Raw genomic sequence first — 21612 nt, 5'->3', positions numbered from 1 at the left:
CGCATGTGAAGCGTTCGCGGCCGGGCTCAGCCGGTGGGGACCACCACGGACTCGATGCTCAACGCCCCGTCCTCGACGCCGACCCGGGCGGTGCTGCCCGCGCCGATCCGCCCGTCGAGCAGCATCGACGACAGCGGGTTGTCGAGCTCGCGGCGGATGGTGCGGCGCAGCGGACGCGCCCCGAACTCGGGGGCGTGCCCGTGCTCGGCGAGCAGCGCGACGGCGTCGTCGCTGATCTCGAAGCCGATGTCCATCCGGCCGAGCCGGTCGCGGGTGTCGTCGAGCAGCAGCCGGGTGATCCGGGTGAGCTGCTCGGCCTCGAGCCGGCGGAAGACGATGGTCTCGTCGATCCGGTTCAGGAACTCGGGCCGGAAGACCTCCCGCAGCCGCGGCATCAGCCGGTCGCGCAGCACCGCGTCCTCCCGCTCGGCGGGGGTGGTGCCCGGACCGGCGGCCGGGCCGAAGCCGAGCGTGGTGCCGTGCCCGGTGATCAGCTCCGACCCCACGTTGGAGGTCATGATGATCACCGTGTGCCGGAAGTCGACGGTGCGGCCCTGGCCGTCGGTGAGCCGGCCGTCGTCGAGGACCTGCAGCAGCGTGTTGAACACGTCCGGGTGCGCCTTCTCGATCTCGTCGAGCAGCAGCACCGAGTACGGCCGCCGGCGCACCGCCTCGGTCAGCTCGCCGGACTCGCCGTAGCCGACGTAGCCGGGCGGGGCGCCGACCATCCGCGCGACGGTGTGCTTCTCGCCGTACTCGCTCATGTCCAGGCGGACCATGCGGTCCTCCTCGCCGAACAGCGCGACGGCCAGGGCGCGCGCCAGCTCGGTCTTGCCGACCCCGGTGGGGCCGAGGAACAGGAAGCTGCCCACCGGGCGGTTCTCGTCGCCGAGCCCGGAGCGCGAGCGGCGGATGGCCTCCGCCACGGCGGTGACCGCGGCGTCCTGCCCGACGACGCGCTGGTGCAGCTCGTCCTCCAGCTTGAGCAGCCGGTCCCGCTCGGCCTCGGTGAGCTGGGCGACCGGGATGCCGGTGGAGCGCGCGACGACCTCGGCGATCTCCTCGACGCCGACGACGGGTGCGCGGCCGTCGGGGTCGGTGGGGTCGGCGGCCAGCTCCTCGCGGGCGGCGGTGATCTCGTCGCGCAGCTGGGAGGCCTTCTCGTAGTCCTCGTGCGCGACGGCCTGGTCCTTGTCGCGCTGCAGCGCGTCGAGGCGCTGCTCGACGGCTCGCCGGTCCACGGTGGGGGTGCGGGTGCGCAGCCGGACCCGGGCCCCGGCCTGGTCGAGCAGGTCGATCGCCTTGTCCGGCAGGAACCGGTCGGTGACGTAGCGGTCGGACAGCTCCACCGCCGCGCGCAGCGCGTCCGGGGTGTAGCGGACCTGATGGTGGGCCTCGTAGCGGTCGGCGAGACCGCGCAGGATCGTGACGGCGTCCTCCACCGACGGCTCGGGCACCAGCACCGGCTGGAAGCGACGGGCCAGCGCGCTGTCGGACTCGATGTGGCGGCGGTACTCGTCGAGCGTGGTGGCGCCGATGACGTGCAGCTCGCCGCGGGCCAGCGCGGGCTTGAGCAGGTTCCCGGCGTCCATCGCGCCGCCGCCGTCCCCTCCCCCGGTGCCCGCGCCGACCATCGTGTGCAGCTCGTCGATGAACACGATCAGCGCGTCGCTGTGCGACCGGATCTCCTCGATCAGCGTGCGCATGCGTTCCTCGAAGTCGCCGCGGTACTTGGTGCCGGCGACCACCCCGGCCAGGTCCAGCTGCACGACACGGCGTCCGCGCAGGGTGTCGGGCACCTCGCCGTCGGCGATGCGCTGGGCGATCCCCTCGACGACGGCGGTCTTCCCGACCCCGGCCTCCCCGATCAGCACCGGGTTGTTCTTGGTCCGGCGGGACAGGACCTCGACGGTCTGCTCGATCTCGTCGGCGCGGCCGATGACCGGGTCCAGCCGACCGCCGCGGGCGGCCTCGGTGAGGTCCTGGCCGTACTGGTCCAGGGTCGGGGTGCCGGTGTCCGCGACCGCGCCCGGGTCCGGGGTGCCCGTCGCGCCCGGCCCGGCGGGGGCCTGCGGGGTCATCGCGCCGGGGCTGAACCGGGAGCGGGCGAGCAGCCGGCCCGCGGCGGAGTCCTCGTTGGCGGCGAGCGCGAGCAGCAGGTGCTCGGGTCCGATGTAGCTCGACCCGAGCGAGCGGGAGATCTGGTGCGCGTCGAGCAGCGCGCGCTTGGCCGACGGCGTCAGCGACGGCGGCCGCCCCGCGTCGTGGCCGCCGCCGGGGCGTGGCAGGCGCTCCTCCAGGATGCGGGCGATCGTGTCCGGGTCGCCGCCGGCCCGGGCGATCCAGCCGCGGGTGGAGTCGGTGCGGGCGCAGGCCAGCAGGATGTGCGTGGCGTCGAGGTCGGTGTCACCGCGTTCCGCGGCCTCCTGGGCGGCCCGGGCCATGATCTCGCGGGCACCGCCGCTCAGCAGCCGCGTCAGGTCGATCCGGTGCACCGGGCCGCGGGGGTCGCCGGGGCCGAAGAAGTCGGTCATCGTCCACCTCTCGTCGGGTCGGGGCGATCGACTGCTTTCCCGGTGCCGGGCCCGTCGAAACCGTCCGCCTCAGGAGGTGGCGAGCACGTCCGCGGCGACGTCGCGGCAGACCTGCCAGCCGTGCTCGACCCCGAGCCCGCCCGGGTAGGTGGTGAGGACGGCCAGCGCGCGGTCCTCCCAGGCCAGCACGCAGTGCACGTTCCAGCCGTCGCCGCCGTGCAGGGTCCAGCCGTTCTTCTCCGCGACGGCGCCGGACAGCACGGGCCGGATCCCGGACCGCCCGTCCGGGGTGACGGCGTCGAGGTCGGCGAGCAGCTCGGGTCCGCCGGGCAGGGCCGGGCGCGCTCGCGCACGCAGGCGAGGACGCGGGCGGCGTCGAGCGCACTGACCTGCGTGTACGACCACCACCCGGGCCGCGACGTCGACACCGTCACCCCGCACTCCGGGGCGAGCCGCGCGGTGCTCGCGTCCCGGCCGAGCGCCCGGTAGAGGCGTTCGGCGGCGTCGTCGTCGGAGGCGCGGACGGCGGCGGCGATGTCGGCACGTACGGCGGGCGGGACCGGGCGGCCCCGCTGCGCGGCGGCCCGCAGGGTGTCCAGGGCCAGCCAGGCCTTGATCGTCGACTCGGCCTCGCTGCGGCGGGTCGCGGCATCCGTTGAACCGGTCCAGCGGCCGTCGCCGGTGTCCAGCAGCGCCCAGGACACGGCGAGCCCCTCCTCCCCCTCCCGGTCGACGGCGAGCGTGCCGGGCGCGAGGTCGAACGGGTCGGCCGTCGCCGACCCGGTGATCGCCGCGAGGAGCTCGCGCAGGGTGCCGGGCGGCTCCGCGTCGGCCGTGGGGGCGTGCTGAAGCCGGGCGACGGACGGGGGTGTCTCGGCCGGGCCGGCCGGCGCCGTCGACACCGGCCCGGCGGCCCCGGCGGCCGGAGCCAGCACGAGCGCGGCGACGACGGCGAGCACCGCTCCCCGTGCCGCCCGGGACCGTCGGCGTCCCGGCCTCCGCTCCACCACGGCTCCTCCGGTCGTGGGCACCCGGTCGGTTGCCCACGACCGACATCGTGCCCCGATCGTGGCCGACCCGGACAGGGAGAACAGAACGTTCACACGGGATTATCAGGATCGTCGTCGCACCTCGTGCGGCGCGTCGTCACCCGGCGTCATACCGTCACGCAACGACCGGTCGACCGACGACGAGTGGGGGTGGCGGAGTGGGCTGGACGCGCACGATGCCGGTGGAACGGATCCTGGCCCGGAGCGAGCACGGGGACGGGGGTGCCGACGGGCACGGGACGCCGCTCAAGCGCACGCTGAAGGCCCGTGACCTGGTCGGATTCGGTGTCGGCATCATCATCGGCACCGGCATCTTCACCCTCGCCGGGGTCGAGGCCCAGCAGCACGCGGGCCCCGCCGTCACGCTGTCGTTCCTGATCGGTGCGGTCGTCGCCGGGCTCGCCGCCGTCTGCTACGCCGAGCTGGCCTCCTCGGTCCCGACGGCGGGTTCGGCCTACACCTACGCCTTCGCCACCCTCGGCGAGGTCTTCGCCTGGATCATCGGCTGGGACCTCCTGCTGGAGTTCGGCCTCGGCCTCGCCGTCGTCTCGCGGAGCTGGTCCGGCTACCTGGCATCGCTGTTCGGGCTGCCGACGGCGTGGTTCGGCGAGGACGCGACGGTCAACGTCGGCGCGGTGCTGATCATCGCGCTGCTGACGGTCGTCGCGGTCGCGGGCATCCAGCAGTCGGCGCGGCTGACGAACCTGCTGGTGCTGGTGAAGCTCGCGGTCTGCGTGCTGATCCTGGCCGTGGGCGTGTTCTACATCGACCCGGCCAACCTGCAGCCGTTCATCCCGCCGGCGCAGGCACCCGAGGACGGCGGCTCGGTGTTCACCCAGCCGATCATCTCCGGGGTGTTCGGGCTCGCACCGACCGTGTTCGGCGTGGGCGGCATGCTCACCGCGGCCGCGGTGGTCTTCTTCGCCTACACCGGGTTCGAGGCGCTGGCCAACCTCGGCGAGGAGGCGAAGCGTCCCAACCGCGACCTGAAGATCGGCCTGCTCGGCGCGCTCGCCATCTGCGCGGTGCTCTACGTCGGTGTCTCGATCGTGCTCACCGGGATGGTCCCCTACACCGAGATCGACACCGGCGCCCCGCTGGCGTCGGCGTTCGCCGGCGTCGGGCTGCCGTGGGTGGGCGCGCTGATCGCGCTCGGCGCGGTCACCGGGCTGACCTCGGTGATGATGGTGGAGCTCGTGACCATCGGCCGGATCGGCTTCGCGATGGGTCGCGACGGCCTGCTGCCGAAGGCCATCGGCACCGCGCACCCGAAGTGGGGCACCCCGCACCGCATGACCATCATCGGTGGTGTCGTCTGCGCGGTGATCGCGGCGTTCACCCCGATCACCGCACTGGCCGACATGGTGTCGATCGGCGCGCTCTCGGCGATGATCATCGTGGCGATCGCGGTGCCGGTGCTGCGCCGGACCCGCCCCGACCTCGACCGGCCGTTCACCGTGCCGTTCTCGCCGGTGGTGCCGGCGATCACCGCGATCGCGTGCCTCTACCTGATGCTGAACCTGAACCTGGACACGTGGATCCGGTTCGTCGGCTGGCTGCTGCTCGGCCTCGTCGTCTACGCCGTCTACGGGCGGAAGCACTCGTTCCTCGCGCGCGAGGAGCGGGAGGGTTCCGGGGCCGGGCGGGACCGGGCCTGAGCCGGTCCCGCCGGGCCGCGGGTCAGCGCTGCAGGGCCTCGCGGGGGGTGATCTCCCCGCGGGCCAGCGCCCGGCGGACCCGGCGGGCCGCGGTCAGCCTGCGACGGACCTGACGGACCGGCTCGACCTGCGTCGCGCGGTGCAGACGCTCGTTGAGCCGGCCCTGGTCGTGCCGGCGGTCGAGCAGCGACCAGGAGAAGGCCAGCGCGTCGTCGGCGCCCTCGAGGCGCTCGGGGACGGTCTCGAACCACTCCATGCTGGCCCGGGCCATCCGCTGGATGGGCGCCATCGCGGCGCGGCGACGCGCGTCGTACCCGGCGAGGGCGGCCTCGACGTCGTCGGTGCCGCGGGTCCCCCGCGGGTACAGCTCCTCGGCCAGCGCGATCGAGTCGGCGACCGCGAGCACGGTGCCCGAGCCGATGGCGAAGTGCGTGGTGTGCGCCGCGTCGCCGGCGAGGACGACGTTGCCGTCGCGCCAGGACATGTTCCGGACCTCGCGGAACTGCAGCCACGGCGAGGACCCCATGCCGGGCGGGGCGATCAGCGAGTGCCCGTCGAGCGAGCGGGCGAAGACGCCCTCGAGCATCCGCATGGCCTCGTCGGGCGCCGTCGTGTCGAGCCCCAGACCCGTCCACGTCTCCGGCGTGCACTCCACGATGCAGGTGCTGACGCAGTCCGCCGCGGGGTAGGCGTGGAACCAGATCCAGCCGGCGTGGGTCTTCTCGAACGCGAAGGTGAACGGTCGGAACGGCTTGCTCGTCCCGAACCACACGTAGCGGTTGGCGCCGTGGGCGACCCGGGTGCCGAAGACGTCGGCCCGGGCGGCGCGGATCGCGGACCCGACCCCGTCCGCGGCGACGACGACGTCCGCGTCCGCGGTCAGCGGGTCGCGTGCGGTGTCACCGTCGGCGGCGACGGCGGTGTCGAACATGAGCCTCACGCCGACCTGGCGGGCCCGCTCCGCCAGCACCTCCAGCAGTCGCGCACGGCCGATGGAGTAGCCGTAGCGCCCGCCGAGGTGCACCGGGCGCCCGGACACCTCCACGACCTGGGAGTCCCACACGTGCGCCGCGGCCCGCACCTTCTCGGCGCCGAGGGGGTCGGTGCGGAAGAGCTCGTCGAGAATGTCCTCACCGAGCGTGACCGCGAAGCCGGAGGCCGTGCCGGGCGCGTTGCGCTCCGCCAGGACGATCTCGTCCTGCCCACCCGACCGGAGCCGGGCCAGGATCGAGAAGTACAGACCGGCCGGTCCACCACCGACGACCACGATCTTCACACCGGACCTCCATCGGATGTCATCGATCTGGGACGCAACGACCCTACGAACGCGGCGGACCTGTGTGGACATCGGGTCCGGCCACGATCGGTGACGGTGCGCATGCCGGCGGCGAGCGGTTTCGCGGCGGAACTCAGCTCTGCCGACCGCGCAGGGCCGACCGCCGGACGCGGCGGGCGGTGGTCAGACCGCGCCGCACCTGACGCAGCGCGGGCACCTGGGTGGCGCGGTGCAGGGTGCGGTGGATGCGGCTCATGTCGCCCCGGCGGTCGGTGAGCGACCACGCGAACTCGACGGGGTCGGTGACCTGCTCGAGCTGACGACCGGCCTGCTCGAACCACTGCATGTTGCGCCGGGCGGCGTCCTGGACCGGGCCGACCTCCGCACGCCGGCGGGCGTCGTAGGCCGACAACGCGGCGCCGCGGCCGTTCGGGCAGGTCAGGTCGGCCGCAGCCGTCCGGCCCGCGACGCCGTAGAGGGCGTCGACCAGACCCATCGAGTCCTGCATGGCCAGCACGGTGCCCGAGCCGATCCCGAAGTGCGTGGTGTGCGCGGCGTCGCCGGCCAGCACGAGGTCGCCGTCGCGCCAGGTCCGGTTGCGGACCTCGCGGAAGCGCAGCCAGGGCTTGTCCCCGAGCCCGCCGAGGGGCTCGATGAGCCGGCGTCCGGCCAGCGTGCGGTGGAAGACCGACTCGACGAGCCGGACGGCCTCGGCCCCGGACATGTGGTCCAGGCCCAGCGCCTCCCAGGTGACGGGCTCGCACTCGACGATGCAGGTGCTGACCCCGTTCGACGAGGGGTACAGGTGGATCCACATCCAGCCCGCGTCGGTCGGCTGGAAGTCCCACACGAAGGTGTCGGAGTCGCTGTCGGCGCCGAGCCAGACGTAGGGGTTCGTCCCCTCGTCGACGGTGGTGCCGAAGTGCTCGGCGCGCGCGGTGCGGATCCGGCTGCCGACGCCGTCGCAGGCGACGACCAGGTCGGCGTCGAGGTCCGCGCGGTCGACCGGGGAGCCGTACTCGATCGTCACGCCCAGCTGCTCGGCCCGGCGCGCCAGCACGTCGAGCAGGTCGACGCGGGCGATCGCGTAGCCGTACTTGCCGCCGACGTGCACCGGGCGGTGGTCGCCGACCCGGATCTCCTGGGCGTTCCACAGCCGCGACGCGCGACGCAGGGCCTCACCGCCCTCGGGGTCGTTGCGGAACGCATCGTCGAGCATGTCCTCGCCGTAGGTGACGGCGAACCCGTGGGTCCGCCCCGCCTCGTTGCGTTCGTGCACGACGACCTCGTCGCGTCCACCGGACCGGAGCCTGGCGAGGACCGCCAGATACAGACCGGCCGGTCCCCCTCCCGCGCAGGCGATACGCACGCGAGCCCCCTTCGGTTCATCAAGTCACCGGAATGGATGCACCGTAGCGCAGCGATTGCGCGCCACGACGGGGTGTGTATGTCCGGGGTGTCCGACCCCGGCCGGTGCCGGGCCGTCCGGGCCCCTCCCCCTGGTAACCGGGTGGTCGACCCCTGGTTAGCGTGGTGGTGTGCACGCACTCAGCGGGACGTCCCGCGCCGCCGTCCGGTGGTGCGCGCGATGAGCGTCGGGGAGATGGTCGCCGGCCGGGTCCGCTCGGTCCGCCGGGAGATGGGCAACCCGCTCTACCGCAACGCGTACGCCCTGATGCTCAACACCGTCGTCAACTCCGGCTTCGGGTTGCTCTACTGGGTCTTCGCCGCGCGCGTGTTCAGCACCGAGGACGTCGGCCGTGGCAACGCCATGGTCAACCTGATGATGCTGATCTCGGTCCTGACCTCGCTGAACTTCGGTCAGGCCCTCATCCGCTTCCTCCCGACGGCCGGACGCGACTCACGGTCGCTGGTGCGGCTCGCGTACGGGATCAGCGCCGCCATGGCGGTCGTCGGCTCGGCCGCGGTCATGACCTACTGCCACGTCGCATACGCCCCCGGCGACCCGCTGCACGTCTCCCCCGGCTTCGCCGCGTGGTTCGTGGTCTCGACCGCCGCGTGGTCCATCTTCAACCTGCAGGACCAGGTCCTCACCGGGCTGCGCTCGGCGATGTGGGTGGTGCTGGAGAACGGCGTCTACGGCGTCGTGAAGCTCGGGCTGCTCGTGGTCGTCGCGTTCACCTCGGTGTCCGACGGCGTGTTCACCTCCTGGAGCGCGCCGGTCATCGCGCTGCTGGTGCCGTTCACCCTCCTGATCTCGCGGCGGCTGCTCCCCCGGCACACCGCCGAGACCGCGGACCGCGACGACGCGGGCGCCCCGGACCGCGCCACGCTCGCCCGCTACATGGGCGGCGACTACCTGGGCCAGGTGTTCAACCAGGCCATGTCGTCGTTCCTGCCGGTGCTGGTGGTCATGACGATCAGCCAGGCGGCCAGTGCCTACCTGCTGCCGGCCCAGACGGTCTTCCTCGCGATGAGCATGCTGTCGATGGCGATCACCTCGGCACTGGTCGTGGAGGGCTCCCGGAACCCGGCGCACGCGCACGTGTTCGCCCGGGCGGTGCTGCGGCGGATCTGCCTGCTGGTGTGGCCCGCGTCGCTGGTCATCGCGCTGGCCGCGCCGCTGCTGCTGTGGTTCTACGGGCCGCAGTACGTCGAGAACTCCACGACGCTGCTGCAGCTGCTGATGGCCTCGATGTTCCCGCGCGTGATCGTGACGATGTGGATGACGAAGTCCCGTCTGGCGAACCGCACCTTCCCCCTGGCCGTCCAGCAGCTCGTGCACTGCGCGATCGTGCTCGGCGGGATCCCGCTGCTGGCCCCGATGCTCGGGGTCGACGCCGTCGGCTGGATGTGGCTCGCGGGCGAGCTGGTCCTGGCGATCGCCTTCCTGCCGTCGGTGGTGCGCTGGCTGCGCCGGCCGGTCCCGCCGCACCCGCCCGGCGACGGCGGCCCGGACGGCCCCGCCGGCCCGGACGTCCCGGACGGCCCGGATCCCCTCGCCCGGGACGACGACACCCGGCCCATCGGCGGGCCGGAGGCACGGACCCACGAGTTCCCCCGCGTCCGCGACTGACCCGCGGTACCGCGGGCTCCGGCGCTCCCTCCGACTCAAGGGCCTCGGGGCTCCGGAGGTCCCGGGGCTCGGATCCACCGAGCTCCGGGCTTCCGGGCCTCCGATTCACCGAGCTCCGGGCTTCCGGGCCTCCGATTCACCGAGCTCCGGGCTTCCGGGCCTCCGATTCACCGAGCTCCGGGCTTCCGGGCTCCGATTCACCCGACCTTCCGGCATCCGGAGCTCCGATCCGGCGAGCTCCGGGCGTCCGGGCGACAGACCGGCCCGCGGTCCGCCGGCCACCCGGGGCACTGGCCACCCAGCGCTCCTACTCGCGGGCGACCACAGCCGCGACGCCGCGGCCCGGCCCGGCCCGGCACGCCGGCCCCGGGCCCACACCTGCCCCCGGCTCGGCGGTCCCGTCGCACCTCGGACGAGGTCGTCGCACCCGCCGCATGGGGTGCGACGACCCCGTGCGGGGTGCGGCAGGTCGCGCGGGGGAACACGTCGGCTGCTTCGATGCGGCGTGCGCCCTGCCGAACCCCGCGGTCGTCCGCACCCCACGGAATCGCACGCCGCGCGACGAGGGTGGTCCTCACCCACGCTCCGACGAGCGCCCCACCGGGCGACGCGCGGGACAGACCTGTCGATCAGTACGTGAGCGCTGTCCGACCAGGCGCCGGCAACGCTCAGGTACTGATCGATCGGCGGCGGGCGCCGTCGTCGCACGCTCTCCGCGGCTCGCATCCCGGTTCCGCCCCGACGACCGCCAGGACAGCACCTCGGGGACCGGCGTCGGCGGCACACCGTCCCGACGCGACACCCCTTCGCGGGCGGCCACACCTGTTGCAGGGGGTGTGGCCGCCCGCGAAGGGGTGTGGACGGGGCGGCGACCCGCGACGACGCACGGCGGCCGTCGCGTGGTGTGCCGCGGCCGGCGGCGGGTCACCACGGGGTCGTCGGGGCTCGGCGCGGCGGACGGGTGGGGCGGAGGGTGTGGCGCGGCGAGGGCGGCGCAGGACCAGGGGCTGCGCGAGAGCCCGGTCAGGAGCGCTGGATGAACTTCTCCGGGATCGGGGTCCCGTTGCGCCACAGGTTCCCCAGCGCCCGGTCGAAGGCGCGGGGCCGCAGCCGGACGAGCCCGCCGCCCGGGTTGTGGGTGATCTCGCCGAAGTAGACGTGGCCGTCGACGTCGTAGAGGTCGACGCGGGCGAAGGTGAAGTCCTTGCCCAGCGCGCGGGCGATCTCCAGCATCCGCTCGTAGGACGCGGGCTTCTCCGGCAGCGCGTCGGCCTGGGAGAAGCGCCCGGAGATCCGGAACGGCACCCAGTCCGGGTGCAGCATCGTCGAGGTGTGGGCGACGAAGCGGTCCTGGTCGATGACGACCATCGCGGGCTCGCCGTGGAAGACGAAGAACTTGTAGTCGGCGGGCGGCTTGGTGCCGTCGCCGATCATCTCCTCGACGACGGCGCGCGGGGTGAGCCCCTCGTAGGGGCGCTCGCGCCAGCCGTGGGTGAAGAAGTCGGTGCGCAGCCAGCGGGCGACCGTCGACCGGATCTTCGCGTGGTCGGCGGCGGCCGGGTGGCGCACCAGGATCGTCATGTCACAGCCGTGGGTGCCCTTGACGACGTAGGGACCCGCGGGGGCCTCCAGGTCGAGGTCCTCGGGCCGTTCGACCACCTGGATGAGCGGGATGAGGTGCTGGGCCCCGATCCGCTCGGCCACGTGTTCCCGGACGGCGTACTTGTCCGCGGTGACGTGCACCAGCTCGGGCTGGTCGTCGAGGTTCTTCTTCGCGAGCAGCTGGGACCAGGTCCGCGGCCGCCGGAACGTCGTCAGCTCCCCCTGGAACAGGGCGTGGTGGGCGATCGCGAAGGCGCGGTGCGGCAGGAACCGGAGCCGCCGGGACAGCATCACCCGTGCGTCGAACGACATTCTCCGGACGATAGCGACCCTCTCCCACCACCCGGCGCACCGGCCCCGGACCGGGTGGCCGGCCGCCCGGGGCAACCACGGATGCCGCACGGACGTCACCAACAGTGCGCAGGCTCGTTGCCATTCGCGAGGAATGCCCGCAGCACGGCCTCGGTCGAGGGCGTGCCGAATGCTCTGCGTCACCCCTTACGGTGAAGGCGGGGCCGACGGCGCCGAAGACCGGCGCACCCCGGAAGGAGCAGGCGACTGTGCCGATCGTGCGGAACCCCCACGTTCTCGTCACCGTGATCACCCCGGCCTACAACGTCGGTCCCTGGATCGGCGAGGCCATCGACTCGGTGCTCGCGCAGACCGAGTCCCGGTTCGAGTACCTCGTCGTCGACGACGGGTCGACCGACGACACCGCCGACGTCGTCCGCTCGCGCGCCGAGCGCGACCCGCGGGTGCGACTGATCCAGGTGGAGAACGGCGGCTCGGGTGCCGCGCGCAACCGCGCCCTGGCCGAGAGCGCCGCCCCCTTCGTCGCGTTCCTGGACGGCGACGACCGCTGGCACCCCGAGTTCCTGTCGCACATGCTCGAGACCATGCACACCGCCCCGCCCGGGGTCGGGATGGCGTACTGCCACACCCGCGTGATGCTGGAGTCCGGGCAGGTCGTGGCGCTGCGCTGGCAGCCGTCGGGCAAGGTCGACATCGACAAGCAGCTGGTGGAGAACAACCCGCCGCACAACGGCAGCTCGCTGATGATCCGCCGGGCCTGCTTCGACCAGGTCGGCGGCTTCGACTGCTCGCTGCCCTCCGCGGTCGACTTCGAGATGTGGCTGCGGATCGCCGCCGGCTCGAACTACCCGCTGATGTGGGGCACCCGCCGCTGGCTGCTCGACATGCGCCTGATGCGCACCGGGTCGATCAGCTCCAACCGGCAGCGGCGGTTCGAGTGCCTGGACAAGGTCATCGCCGACTACGCCCCGCGGATGGGCCGCCAGCACCCGGGCATGGCCTACGTCCGGCCCGCGGTCTTCGCCTACCGCGACGGGCTGGACGACTTCGGCGACCGGTGGGCGCTGCTCGCCCGCGAGGCGGGCGCGAAGGAGCTCGCGAAGGACTCGTGGGGCCGGTCGCTGCTGGCCTGGAGCAGCGCGGGCCGCGAGCGTCGCGCGCAGCTGCGCAACGTCCGCGACACCGCCCGCAACGGTGCCTACAAGGGGATGTCCGGGGCGCTGCGGACCGCGGTGAAGATCAACTCGCTGCGGGGATGATCCCGGCGCGCGGCGGGTATCCCCCGGCGTGCGACTGACCAGGGCGATCCCGTACCGCGGCGGCCTCACCCGTCGTCGTCGGGGGCGGGGGTTCAGCTACCACGACGCGACCGGCGCCGCCGTCGCCGCGCCGGTGCGGGCCCGGATCGAGGAGCTGGTGATCCCGCCCGCCTGGCGGGACGTGTGGATCTCCGAGCGGGAACGCGACCACATCCAGGCCGTCGGCTACGACGACGCGGGCCGCCGCCAGTACGTCTACCACCCGCGCTGGCACGCCGACCGCGACACCGAGAAGCACGACCGCGTGCTGGAGCTCGCCCGCAGGCTGCCCCGTTTCCGTGAGCGCGTGCAGCGCGCACTCGACGGCCGCGGGACCGGCCGCGACCGGGTGCTCGGCGGGGCGATGCGCATCCTCGACCTCGGGGTGTTCCGTACCGGCGGCGAGCAGTACGCCGAGGAGAACGGCACCTTCGGGCTGTCGACGCTGCGCCGCGAGCACGTCCGGCTGCGCGGCGGCGGGTGCGAGTTCTCCTACACCGCCAAGGGCGGCATCCACCGGCGCGTCCGGATCCGCGACGACGGCCTGGTCCGGCTGGTGCAGGCGCTGCGCCGGGCCCGCCCGGCCGGCGACCGCTTCCTTGTCCACCGCGACGGGCGGCGCTGGCGCGAGATCCGCTCCGACGACGTCAACGACCACTTCCGGTCGCTCACCGACGCCGCGCACACCGCAAAGGACCTGCGGACCTGGAACGCCACCGTCGTCGCCGCGGTCGCGTTCGCCGAGCACGGCTCCGCCGGTGGCGCCGAGCTGTCCGCGACCGCGCTGAAGCGGGCCGAGGCCGCCGCGATGCGCCAGGTCGCCCGGGCACTGGGCAACACCCCGGCCGTCGCCCGCAGCAGCTACGTCGACCCGCGTGTGGTGCGGGCCTTCGAGGAGGGCCACACGGTCGCGGCCGGGCTGCGCCGCATCCCGCGCGGCGCCGACGAGCACCGCAGCCGGGTCGCCGTCGAACGGGCGGTGCTGCGTCTGCTCGAACGCCACAGCTGACCCCGCGGCCCGCCGGCGCCCGCCGGTCGGCGCATGATGGGGCCGTGGTGGCAGTCGAGGCGGGCCGGACGGAACGACGGGCCCGGGCGGCGGTGGCCTTGGTCTTCCTCACCAACGGCCTGGTCTACGCGAACCTGCTGCCCCGCTTCCCGCAGATCAAGGCCGATCTCGGCCTGTCCAACACCCAGCTCGGGCTGGCGGTGGCCGCGATGCCGTTCGCGGCGCTGCTGGCCGGGCTGACCGCGGGCCCGCTCATCGCCCGGTTCACCTCGGCGAGGGTGGCCTCGTTCGGGATGGCGGTGATCGCGCTCGGTGTCGTGCTGGTGGGGTTCGCGCCGTCCTGGGCGCTGTTCGCCACGGCGATGCTGCTGGTCGGGGCGTCCGACGCCGTCGTCGACGTCGCGCAGAACGCGCACGGCCTGCGGGTGCAGCGCCGCTACGGCCGGTCGATCCTCAACGGGTTCCACGCGCTCTGGTCGGTCGGGGCGGTCGCGGGCGGGCTGATGGGCTCGGCCGCCGCCGGGATCGGGCTGGCGCTGCCGGTGCACCTGGGGCTGTCCTCGCTGCTGTCGGTGGTGATCGCCGTCGCGGTGTACCCGCTGCTGCTGCGCGGCGACGACGGTGACGACCGCCCGGCCCCCGACGCGGCCGACGGTGCACCGCCGCGGCGGCCGTGGACCGGGCTCGGCCCCCGCACCGTGGCGCTGCTCGCCGTGTTCGGGCTGGTCGCGATCTCCGGCACCCTGGTCGAGGACTCCGGCGCCACCTGGGCGGCGGTGTACCTGCAGGGGCTCGGGGCCGGCGCGGCCGTCGCCGGCCTCGGTTTCGTGGCGCTGCAGGGCTGCCAGTTCGTCGGCAGGCTGATCGGTGACCGGATGGTCGACCGGTTCGGCCAGCGCGCGGTGGCCCGTGCCGGCGGTGGGCTGGTGCTCGCCGGGATGGGGCTCGCGCTGGCGTTCCCGACGGTGCCCGGGACCGTCGCCGGGTTCGGTCTCGCCGGGTTCGGGGTGGCGACGCTCGTCCCGGCCGCGATGACCGCCGCCGACCACCTGCCGGGGCTGGCCCCGGGGACCGGGCTGACGATCGTCACCTGGCTGATGCGGGTGGGGTTCCTGGTGTCCCCACCGGTGGTCGGGCTGGTCGCCGACGCGACGTCGCTGCGGGTCGGGCTGCTGGTCGTCCCGGTGGCCGGGCTGGTCGTCGTGCTCGTCGCGGGGGTGCTGGCCGGTCGTCGCGCCCGGATGTGAGCGCCGGTCGACACGATCACGACGGGAACGGACAGGATCTCCGGTGCGTCTCGACACGAATCGGACGACCCCATAGCGTCACCGCGCATGACCTCCACCGTCCCGCCGGCGTCGCCGGGACCCGCACTCCGGTCCTCCCGCAAGGTCGCCACCGCCAGCCTGGTCGGCACCACCATCGAGTGGTACGACTTCTTCATCTTCGGCACGGCCGCGGCCCTGGTGTTCAACCGGGTGTTCTTCCCGTCGGTCGACCCCGTCACCGGAACCCTGTCCGCGTTCGGCGCGTTCGCCGTCGGGTTCATCGCCCGCCCGCTCGGCGGGGCGGTGTTCGCGCACTTCGGCGACAGGGTCGGCCGGAAACCGATGCTCGTCTACTCGCTGCTCCTGATGGGCGCGGCGACCGTCGGGATGGGGCTGCTGCCCGGCTACGACACGCTCGGGGTCTGGGCTCCGGTCCTGCTGGTGACGCTGCGGTTCCTGCAGGGGTTCGGCGTCGGCGGCGAGTGGGGCGGTGCGGCGCTGATGGCCGTCGAGCACGCCCCGTCGCACCGGCGCGGGTTCTACGGCAGCTGGCCGCAGGTCGGCGTGCCGCTCGGCCTGGTGCTGGGGACGGCGACGTTCGCGGTGCTGTCCGCGACGCTGACCGACTAGCAGTTCCTGGCGTGGGGCTGGCGGGTGCCGTTCCTCGCCAGCATCGCGCTGATCGCGGTCGGGATGTGGATCCGGCTCGGCGTCCACGAGTCGCCGGTGTTCCGGAAGGCGATGGACGAGAAGGCCGCGAACCGGATGCCGGTGCTGGAGGCGCTGCGCACCTACCCGAAGGAGATCCTGCTCGCCGCCGGGTCGTTCCTGGCGACGAACTCGACGTTCTACGTCTCCTCGGTCTGGCTGGTCACCTACGCGACGCAGTCCCTGTCCTACGACCGCACGACGATCCTCGCGGCGAACTCGGTGCTGTCGCTGTCGGACATCCCGCTGATCATGGCGTTCGGTCTGCTGTCGGACCGGATCGGGCGTCGTCCGATGTTCGTCGGTGGGATGGCGCTGCTCGCGGTGTTCGCGGTGCCGTACTTCTGGCTCGTGTCGACCGGCAGCATCTGGCTGTTCCTGCTGGGCGGGCTGGTCGTGCAGGTGGCGCGCTCGGCGGTGTACGGGCCGCAGTCGGCGTTCTTCGCCGAGCAGTTCTCCACCAGCATGCGGTACTCGGGGGCGTCGCTGGCCTACCAGATCGCGTCGATCCTGGGCGGTCTCGCGCCGCTGCTGTGCACCGCGCTCGTCGCGCTGACCGGTTCGCTCTACGCCGTCGCCGGCTACGTCGTCGGGATCGCGCTGGTGTCGATGGTCTGCTCGTGGCTGATGACCGAGACGCTGCGGTCGGGGCTGCGCGAGGACACCGCCGCCGTCGCCCGGACCTGACCCCTACCGTCCGCCGGTCGCGGTCACCGGCGTGCCCCGTCCGCGGGCACGCCGGGCCGCGACCAGGTCGACGACCCCGAGCACGAGGGCCAGCGCCACCAGCCCGACGGTGATGAGCAGGCCGTGCGAGATGGCGTCCGCCCAGTCCCCGCCGGACGCGGTGAGCCTGCCGAAGAACACCGCGCCGACCGCGGACAGCCCGATCGCCGTCCCGATCCGCTGCCCGGTCTGCAGCACCCCGCCCGCGGTGCCGCCGGAGGTGTGCGGGATCTCCGACAGCGCGAGGGTCTGGTTCGGCGCGATCACCAGCCCTCCGCCCGCCCCGGCGAGCAGCAGCGGCCCGGCGATCGCGAGCCCGGTCCACGGGCTGTGCGCGGTCGCGGCCAGGACGAGGTCGGTGACGCCGAGCCCGACCATCACCGTCGCCAGCCCGACGACGATCATCGGCTGCCCGAACCGCGCCACCAGGCGCCCGCTGAGTGCGGAGGTGACGGCCGAGCCGAGCGCGAACGCCGTCATCGTCAGCCCGGTCTGCAGCGGGGTGTAGCCCAGCCCGTTCTGCAGGTAGAGGGTGAGCACGAAGAAGATCGAGGTGAACCCGGCGAAGTAGACGGTGCCCAGCGAGGCCCCGACGGCGTAGCTGCGGGTCCGCAGCAGCGCGAAGTCGATCAGCGGGTGCCCGTGGACGCGCTTGGCCCGACGCTCCCACGCCACGAACGCCACCAGCGCCGCGACCGAGACCGCCACGAGCCACCACGGCGCCGACGCCGGGTCCCGCTCGGCGAGCACCAGCGGCAGCATCAGCGCGACGACGGCGACGCCGAGCAGCACCGAGCCGCCCAGGTCCAGCGGGCGCCGCTCCCCCGTGGTCACGGTGTCGGCGGGCAGCAGCCGGAACGCCGCGACCAGCGCCGCGGCGCCGATCGGGATGTTGACGAAGAAGACCCAGCGCCAGCCGTCGGCGTCGCCGGCCCAGGCCAGCAGCAGCCCGCCCAGCAGCGGGCCGACCGCGGTCGAGATCCCGACGACGGCGCCGAACATGCCGAACGCGGTGCCCCGCTCCGGGCCGCGGAACAGGTCCTGGATGAACCCGACGACCTGCGGGGACAGCAGGCCGGCCGCGACGCCCTGCACCAGCCGGACCGCGACGAGCACCTCCGGGTTCGGGGCGAACCCGGCGACCGCGCTGGTCAGGGTGAACAGGGCGAGGCCGGTGACGAACATACGGCGGCGGCCGCGGTCGTCACCGAGACGCCCGGACGCGACCAGGACCAGCCCGAACGTCAGCGCGTAGCCGGACACGATCCAGGACAGCTGCGCCGCCGAGGCCCGCAGGCCGGCCTGCATGGCGGGCAGCGCGACGTTCACGATGCTGACGTCGAGCAGGCTCATGAACCCGGCGACCAGGCAGACCGACAATGCCCGCCAGCGTCGCGGGTCGGGGGTGTACGCCTCGGGCGCGGTGCGGTCGTCGCTCACAGTCCCTCATTCCGCGTCCGGGCGATGCGGGCCGCAACTCGAACCCGGGTCCTGCGGACACGCGTCACATCGTGTGGACTCACCGGCATGTGGATCGAAGAGATCGGGAACCGGTCGTGAGGGGCGCCGAGGCGCTGGTCGGGTCGCTCACCGCGGCCGGGGTCGACGTGTGCTTCATGAACCCGGGGACCTCGGAGATGCACTTCGTGCAGGCGCTCGACGCGGTGCCGGAGATGCGCGGGGTGCTGGCCCTGTTCGAGGGCGTCGCGACCGGTGCCGCCGACGCCTACGCGCGCATCGCCGGGAAGCCGGCGGCGGTGCTGCTGCACCTCGGGCCGGGGCTGGGCAACGGGCTGGCGAACCTGCACAACGCGCGCCGGGCCGGGACGCCGCTGCTGTGCGTGGTCGGCGGGCACGCGACCGACCACGTCCGCTTCGACGCGCCGCTGGAGTCCGACATCACCGCGGTGGCGCGGACCGTGTCCGGGTGGGTGCACACCAGCGGCGACGTCCGCGACGTCGCCGCCGACGCGATGCGCGCCCTCGCCGCGACCGGCGAGCGCGGCGGGCAGGTCGCGACGCTGGTGCTGCCGGCCGACGTGTCCTGGTCGGAGGGCGCGTCGCCCGCCCCGCCGCTGCCGGCCGCCGGGCCGTTCCCCCCGGACCCCTCGCGGATCGCCGCGGCCGCCGACGCCGTCCGCGCGCCCGGTGCGACGCTGCTGCTGGGCGGACCCGCCCTGAGCGCCGCGGGGGTCGACGCCGCCGGGCGGATCGCCGCGGCCACCGGGGCCCGGCTGCTCGTGGAGACCTTCCCCCGGTGCTGGGAGACCGGCGCCGGCCGGACCCGCATCGACAAGCTCGCCTACTTCGCCGAGCAGGCGATCGCGCAGCTGGACGGCACGTCGTCGCTGGTGCTGGCCGGGGCGCGGTCGCCGGTGTCGTTCTTCGGCTACCCGGGCGTGCCCGGGGACCTGGTGCCCGAGGGGGCCGCCGTGGTGGGGCTGGCCGACCCGGCCACCGACGCGACGGCCGCGCTGGAGGCGCTCGCCGACGCCGTCGCCGGCGACGCGGCCCCCGCGCTCGCCCCGCACGAGGCGCCGGAGCCCGCACCGGGGGCGCTCGACGTGCGGGGGCTGTGCGCCGCCGTCGCCGCGACGCTGCCGCAGGACGCGATCGTGGTCGACGAGGCGCTGACGGCGGCGGCGTCGCTGGCGATGTCGTTGCAGACCGCGCCGCGACACACCCAGATCGCGCTGACCGGTGGCGCGATCGGGATGGGGCTGCCCGCCGCGGTGGGTGCCGCGGTCGCCGCGCCGGACCGTCCGGTGGTGGCGGTGCAGGCCGACGGCAGCGCGCTCTACACCGCCCAGGCGCTGTGGACGATGGCCCGCGAGCGGCTCGACGTCACCGTCGTGCTGATCAACAACGCGGCGTACTCGATCCTGCGGGTGGAGCTGGCCCGCACGGGGGCCGGGGAGGCGGCGCACTCCGGGCGGGCGGGCCGGATGCTGGACCTGTCCGACCCGACACCGGACTTCACCGCACTCGCGACCGGGCTCGGGGTGCCCGCCGAGCGGGTCACCACCACCGAGGGCCTGCTCGACGCGCTGCGGAGGGCACAGGCCGAGCCGGGCCCGCACCTGGTCGAGGCGATCGTCCCCGCCCTGGGCTGAGCTCCCTCGTCCGGAGGGCGCAGCCGGACGCACGGTCCGGCTCGCCCCGGCGTCCGGCCGGTCGGCGCCGGCCCGCGCGGCCGGACGCCGCGCGGGCCCGCGGTGCGCCGCACGGGTTCTTCCCCGTGCCGGCGCACCCGGAACCCGCGCGGCGCGGCGTCAGAGGGACAGCAGGCGGTCGAAGAACTCGCGGTAGCGGGTGAGCGCCTGGCGCAGGTCCTCGGTCGAGGCGTCGTCGCGGGAGAACTGGGCCTCCAGGTCGTCGCGCTGACGACGGAACAGCGACTCCATCTCGTCGAGGATCTCCCCCACCAGCGCGTTCGCCCCGTGGACGGCGCGGCGGGGCTCGTCGACGAACTCGCCCTTCAGCGTCGACCAGCGGTCCTGGTACTCGCGGGCCCGGTCGGCCGGGAGCAGCGACGAGCCACCGGTGGCGGGGTCGGTCGCCGCCGGGTCGGCCCCGGCTCCGGTCGCGCCGCCCCGTGGGTCGCGCAGGTCGTCGTGCCCACGGCCGGGTGTCGCGTCGTGGTGACGGCCGCCAGGCGCGCCCTCCTCCCGTGCGGGTGCGTCACGGGTGGTCGCCGCGGCGGCCACGCCGGCCGCGGTCCCGCCTGCGGCCGCGGTCCCGCCTGCGGCCGCGGCGGTCCCGGCACCGCCCGCGGAGCCGGGCGCCGCGTCGTGGGGCGGTGCGCCCGTCCCCGGTGCGACGTTCCCGACACCGCCGCCGGGCGGGACCCCGCCCGCGTCGGCCGGTCCGCGGCCGCCCGCCGCCGCGGGGTCGCCGAGGGTGTCGTGCCGTCCGGCCGGGCCGGCGTCGCGCGGGTCGGCAGCCGGTGCGCCCGGGCCACCGTGGGGGTCGCCCCCGGGCAGGTGCCCGCCACGGGGGTCGGCACCGCGCGGGTCCGCGCCCGGTACGTCCCCGCCACGCGGGTCGCCACCGCGCAGGTCGCCGCCCCGCGGGTCCCCGCCTCGGAGGTCCCCGCCGCGCGGGTCGCCGTCCCGGGGGTCCACGCCGCGGGGCCCACCGGCACCCGGGTCGGTGCCGAGCGGGCCGGCGCCGCGGGGGTCACCGGCCCGCGGGTCCCCGCCGGGGTCACCGGCACGTGCGGCCCGCGGGTCCCCGCCGGCCGCACGGTCCTCGGCCAGTCGTCCACCGGGGGCGTCGCCCGGCCCGGCCCCGGGGCCCGCCAGCGGCGGGGCGTCCGGGTCGCCGTGGCGCCGGCCCGGGACGCCCGCGTCCTGCTCGGCCGTGCCCGCCGCCTCACGGCGCTCCCAGCCTGCGTCGCGCTCGTCCTCGCTGCGGCCGGTGAAGGCGTCCTTGATCGAGTCGGCCAGTCGGGCCGCCTTGCTGCTGCCCTGGTGCTCGCTCATGCCGTGGTCTCCCGTCGGGTGTCCTGGTCCGGTCCGCCATGGCGGTGGCGGCCGTCGTTCTCGGGACGGCCACCGGAACCGGTGCCGTCGCCGTCGCCGAGCAGGGCGTCGATCAGCGCGCGGTAGCTCGTGACCGCGTGCCGGAGGTCCTCGGTCCCGGCTCGCCCGGCGGAGTGCTCACGGGAGATGGCCCGCGCCTCGCGGTAGCGCTGCGTGACGACCGGGTAGGCGACGGACAGGTCCTCCTCACGGCGGTCGACGTCCTCGGCGGGGTATCCGCGGGCCGCCATGACGTCGGCGACCAGCGCGTCGGCGTCGTGCACCGCCCGGGACGGGTCGTCGACGAACCCCTCCTGCACCTGCTGCCACCGGCGGCGGTAGCCGTCGCGCTCCTGCGGGTCGAGGGATCGCAAGGTCAGCGCGTCGTGGCGCTTGCGGCGCTGCGCGAGTTCCTTCTCCGCGTCGCGGGGGTCGTCCGCGTCGCGCACGGTGCGCTCGTACTCGGGTCCGAACTGGTCCCGGAGCTCGGCGGAGCGACGACGGCGCAGCATCGTCGCGGCGGCCACGGCGAGTACGGCGACGACGATCACCACCACGGCGACGACGATGATCGTTGTGATGTCGGTCATAGCGCGGGATACCCGATCGCGC

The 21612-nt window shown here is 74.5% G+C and carries 16 protein-coding genes; 8 read left to right on the top strand and 8 right to left on the bottom strand.

Annotated elements, in window-relative coordinates; all coding sequences use genetic code 11:
- Positions 1-26 precede the first annotated feature (26 nt).
- Positions 27-2534, bottom strand: a complete 2508-nt coding sequence (locus tag ZF1_RS12045; protein WP_405417631.1) for an ATP-dependent Clp protease ATP-binding subunit — start codon at positions 2532-2534, stop codon at positions 27-29.
- 69 nt (positions 2535-2603) lie between these two features.
- On the bottom strand, positions 2604-2942 hold the full coding sequence (locus ZF1_RS12040) for a hypothetical protein (RefSeq protein WP_482637291.1): 339 nt from the start codon (positions 2940-2942) through the stop codon (positions 2604-2606).
- Between the two features lie 799 nt (positions 2943-3741).
- Here ZF1_RS12040 and ZF1_RS12035 point away from each other — a divergent pair.
- Positions 3742-5241 (top strand): amino acid permease, encoded by a 1500-nt coding sequence (locus ZF1_RS12035; RefSeq protein ID WP_346102653.1) that lies wholly within the window; start codon positions 3742-3744, stop codon positions 5239-5241.
- A gap of 22 nt (positions 5242-5263) precedes the next feature.
- Here the strand turns inward: ZF1_RS12035 and ZF1_RS12030 are convergent, their stop codons facing one another.
- Together ZF1_RS12030 and ZF1_RS12025 are read right to left on the bottom strand one after the other, a co-directional pair.
- Complete coding sequence (locus ZF1_RS12030; RefSeq protein ID WP_405417639.1) at positions 5264-6517, bottom strand: FAD-dependent monooxygenase; 1254 nt, start codon at positions 6515-6517, stop codon at positions 5264-5266.
- Positions 6518-6650: 133 nt separating this feature from the next.
- Complete coding sequence (locus tag ZF1_RS12025) at positions 6651-7796, bottom strand: FAD-dependent monooxygenase (RefSeq protein WP_482637290.1); 1146 nt, start codon at positions 7794-7796, stop codon at positions 6651-6653.
- A 309-nt stretch (positions 7797-8105) separates the two neighbouring features.
- Between ZF1_RS12025 and ZF1_RS12020 the strand changes: the two genes are divergently transcribed.
- On the top strand, positions 8106-9554 hold the full coding sequence (locus ZF1_RS12020) for a lipopolysaccharide biosynthesis protein (RefSeq protein ID WP_476654476.1): 1449 nt from the start codon (positions 8106-8108) through the stop codon (positions 9552-9554).
- 1023 nt (positions 9555-10577) lie between these two features.
- On the opposite strand, the gene ZF1_RS12015 is transcribed toward ZF1_RS12020, so the two are convergent.
- The gene (locus tag ZF1_RS12015) at positions 10578-11468 is read right to left on the bottom strand and encodes an ATP-grasp fold amidoligase family protein (RefSeq protein ID WP_405417647.1); all 891 of its coding nucleotides are present in this window, start codon (positions 11466-11468) and stop codon (positions 10578-10580) included.
- A 257-nt stretch (positions 11469-11725) separates the two neighbouring features.
- On the opposite strand from ZF1_RS12015, the gene ZF1_RS12010 reads away from it, so the two are divergent.
- From ZF1_RS12010 to ZF1_RS11990, 5 genes are all read left to right on the top strand, one after another.
- Complete coding sequence (locus ZF1_RS12010) at positions 11726-12727, top strand: glycosyltransferase family 2 protein (protein ID WP_168172231.1); 1002 nt, start codon at positions 11726-11728, stop codon at positions 12725-12727.
- A 28-nt stretch (positions 12728-12755) separates the two neighbouring features.
- Positions 12756-13775: a DNA topoisomerase IB gene (locus tag ZF1_RS12005; RefSeq protein WP_346102644.1), complete on the top strand. Its 1020-nt coding sequence runs from the start codon at positions 12756-12758 to the stop codon at positions 13773-13775.
- Positions 13776-13819: 44 nt separating this feature from the next.
- Positions 13820-15022 carry an MFS transporter gene (locus ZF1_RS12000; protein WP_482637289.1) on the top strand — a complete coding sequence of 401 codons (1203 nt, stop codon included), beginning with the start codon at positions 13820-13822 and terminating at the stop codon, positions 15020-15022.
- 87 nt (positions 15023-15109) lie between these two features.
- Entirely contained in the window at positions 15110-15673 is a 564-nt protein-coding gene (locus ZF1_RS11995) for an MFS transporter (protein WP_482637288.1), read from the top strand.
- 24 nt (positions 15674-15697) lie between these two features.
- Positions 15698-16438, top strand: coding sequence for an MFS transporter (locus ZF1_RS11990; protein ID WP_482637287.1), 741 nt, complete (start codon positions 15698-15700; stop codon positions 16436-16438).
- A gap of 3 nt (positions 16439-16441) precedes the next feature.
- Here the strand turns inward: ZF1_RS11990 and ZF1_RS11985 are convergent, their stop codons facing one another.
- On the bottom strand, positions 16442-17917 hold the full coding sequence (locus ZF1_RS11985; RefSeq protein WP_405417657.1) for an MFS transporter: 1476 nt from the start codon (positions 17915-17917) through the stop codon (positions 16442-16444).
- Positions 17918-18033: 116 nt separating this feature from the next.
- On the opposite strand from ZF1_RS11985, the gene ZF1_RS11980 reads away from it, so the two are divergent.
- A complete protein-coding gene (locus tag ZF1_RS11980; RefSeq protein WP_482637286.1) occupies positions 18034-19590 on the top strand; it encodes an acetolactate synthase large subunit in 1557 nt (518 codons plus the stop codon).
- A gap of 159 nt (positions 19591-19749) precedes the next feature.
- On the opposite strand, the gene ZF1_RS11975 is transcribed toward ZF1_RS11980, so the two are convergent.
- The gene (locus tag ZF1_RS11975) at positions 19750-20961 is read right to left on the bottom strand and encodes a hypothetical protein (RefSeq protein ID WP_482637285.1); all 1212 of its coding nucleotides are present in this window, start codon (positions 20959-20961) and stop codon (positions 19750-19752) included.
- Positions 20958-21590, bottom strand: a complete 633-nt coding sequence (locus ZF1_RS11970) for a hypothetical protein (protein WP_482637284.1) — start codon at positions 21588-21590, stop codon at positions 20958-20960. Before ZF1_RS11970 ends, ZF1_RS11975 begins: the two co-directional genes overlap by 4 nt.
- Positions 21591-21612: the final 22 nt, after the last annotated feature.

The organism is Pseudonocardia sp. ZF1 (assembly GCF_056835605.1).
Note: the sequence above shows the minus strand (reverse complement) of the source record. Positions and strands in the feature narration are given on the sequence as shown.

Excerpts from the sequence above, each read along its gene's own strand:
- ZF1_RS11970 (WP_482637284.1), bottom strand. The coding sequence starts at position 21,590 with ATGACCGACATCACAACGATCATCGTCGTCGCCGTGGTGGTGATCGTC.
- ZF1_RS12020 (WP_476654476.1), top strand. The coding sequence starts at position 8,106 with ATGAGCGTCGGGGAGATGGTCGCCGGCCGGGTCCGCTCGGTCCGCCGG.
- ZF1_RS12015 (WP_405417647.1), bottom strand. The coding sequence starts at position 11,468 with ATGTCGTTCGACGCACGGGTGATGCTGTCCCGGCGGCTCCGGTTCCTG.
- ZF1_RS11995 (WP_482637288.1), top strand. The coding sequence starts at position 15,110 with ATGACCTCCACCGTCCCGCCGGCGTCGCCGGGACCCGCACTCCGGTCC.
- ZF1_RS12045 (WP_405417631.1), bottom strand. The coding sequence starts at position 2,534 with ATGACCGACTTCTTCGGCCCCGGCGACCCCCGCGGCCCGGTGCACCGG.
- ZF1_RS11975 (WP_482637285.1), bottom strand. The coding sequence starts at position 20,961 with ATGAGCGAGCACCAGGGCAGCAGCAAGGCGGCCCGACTGGCCGACTCG.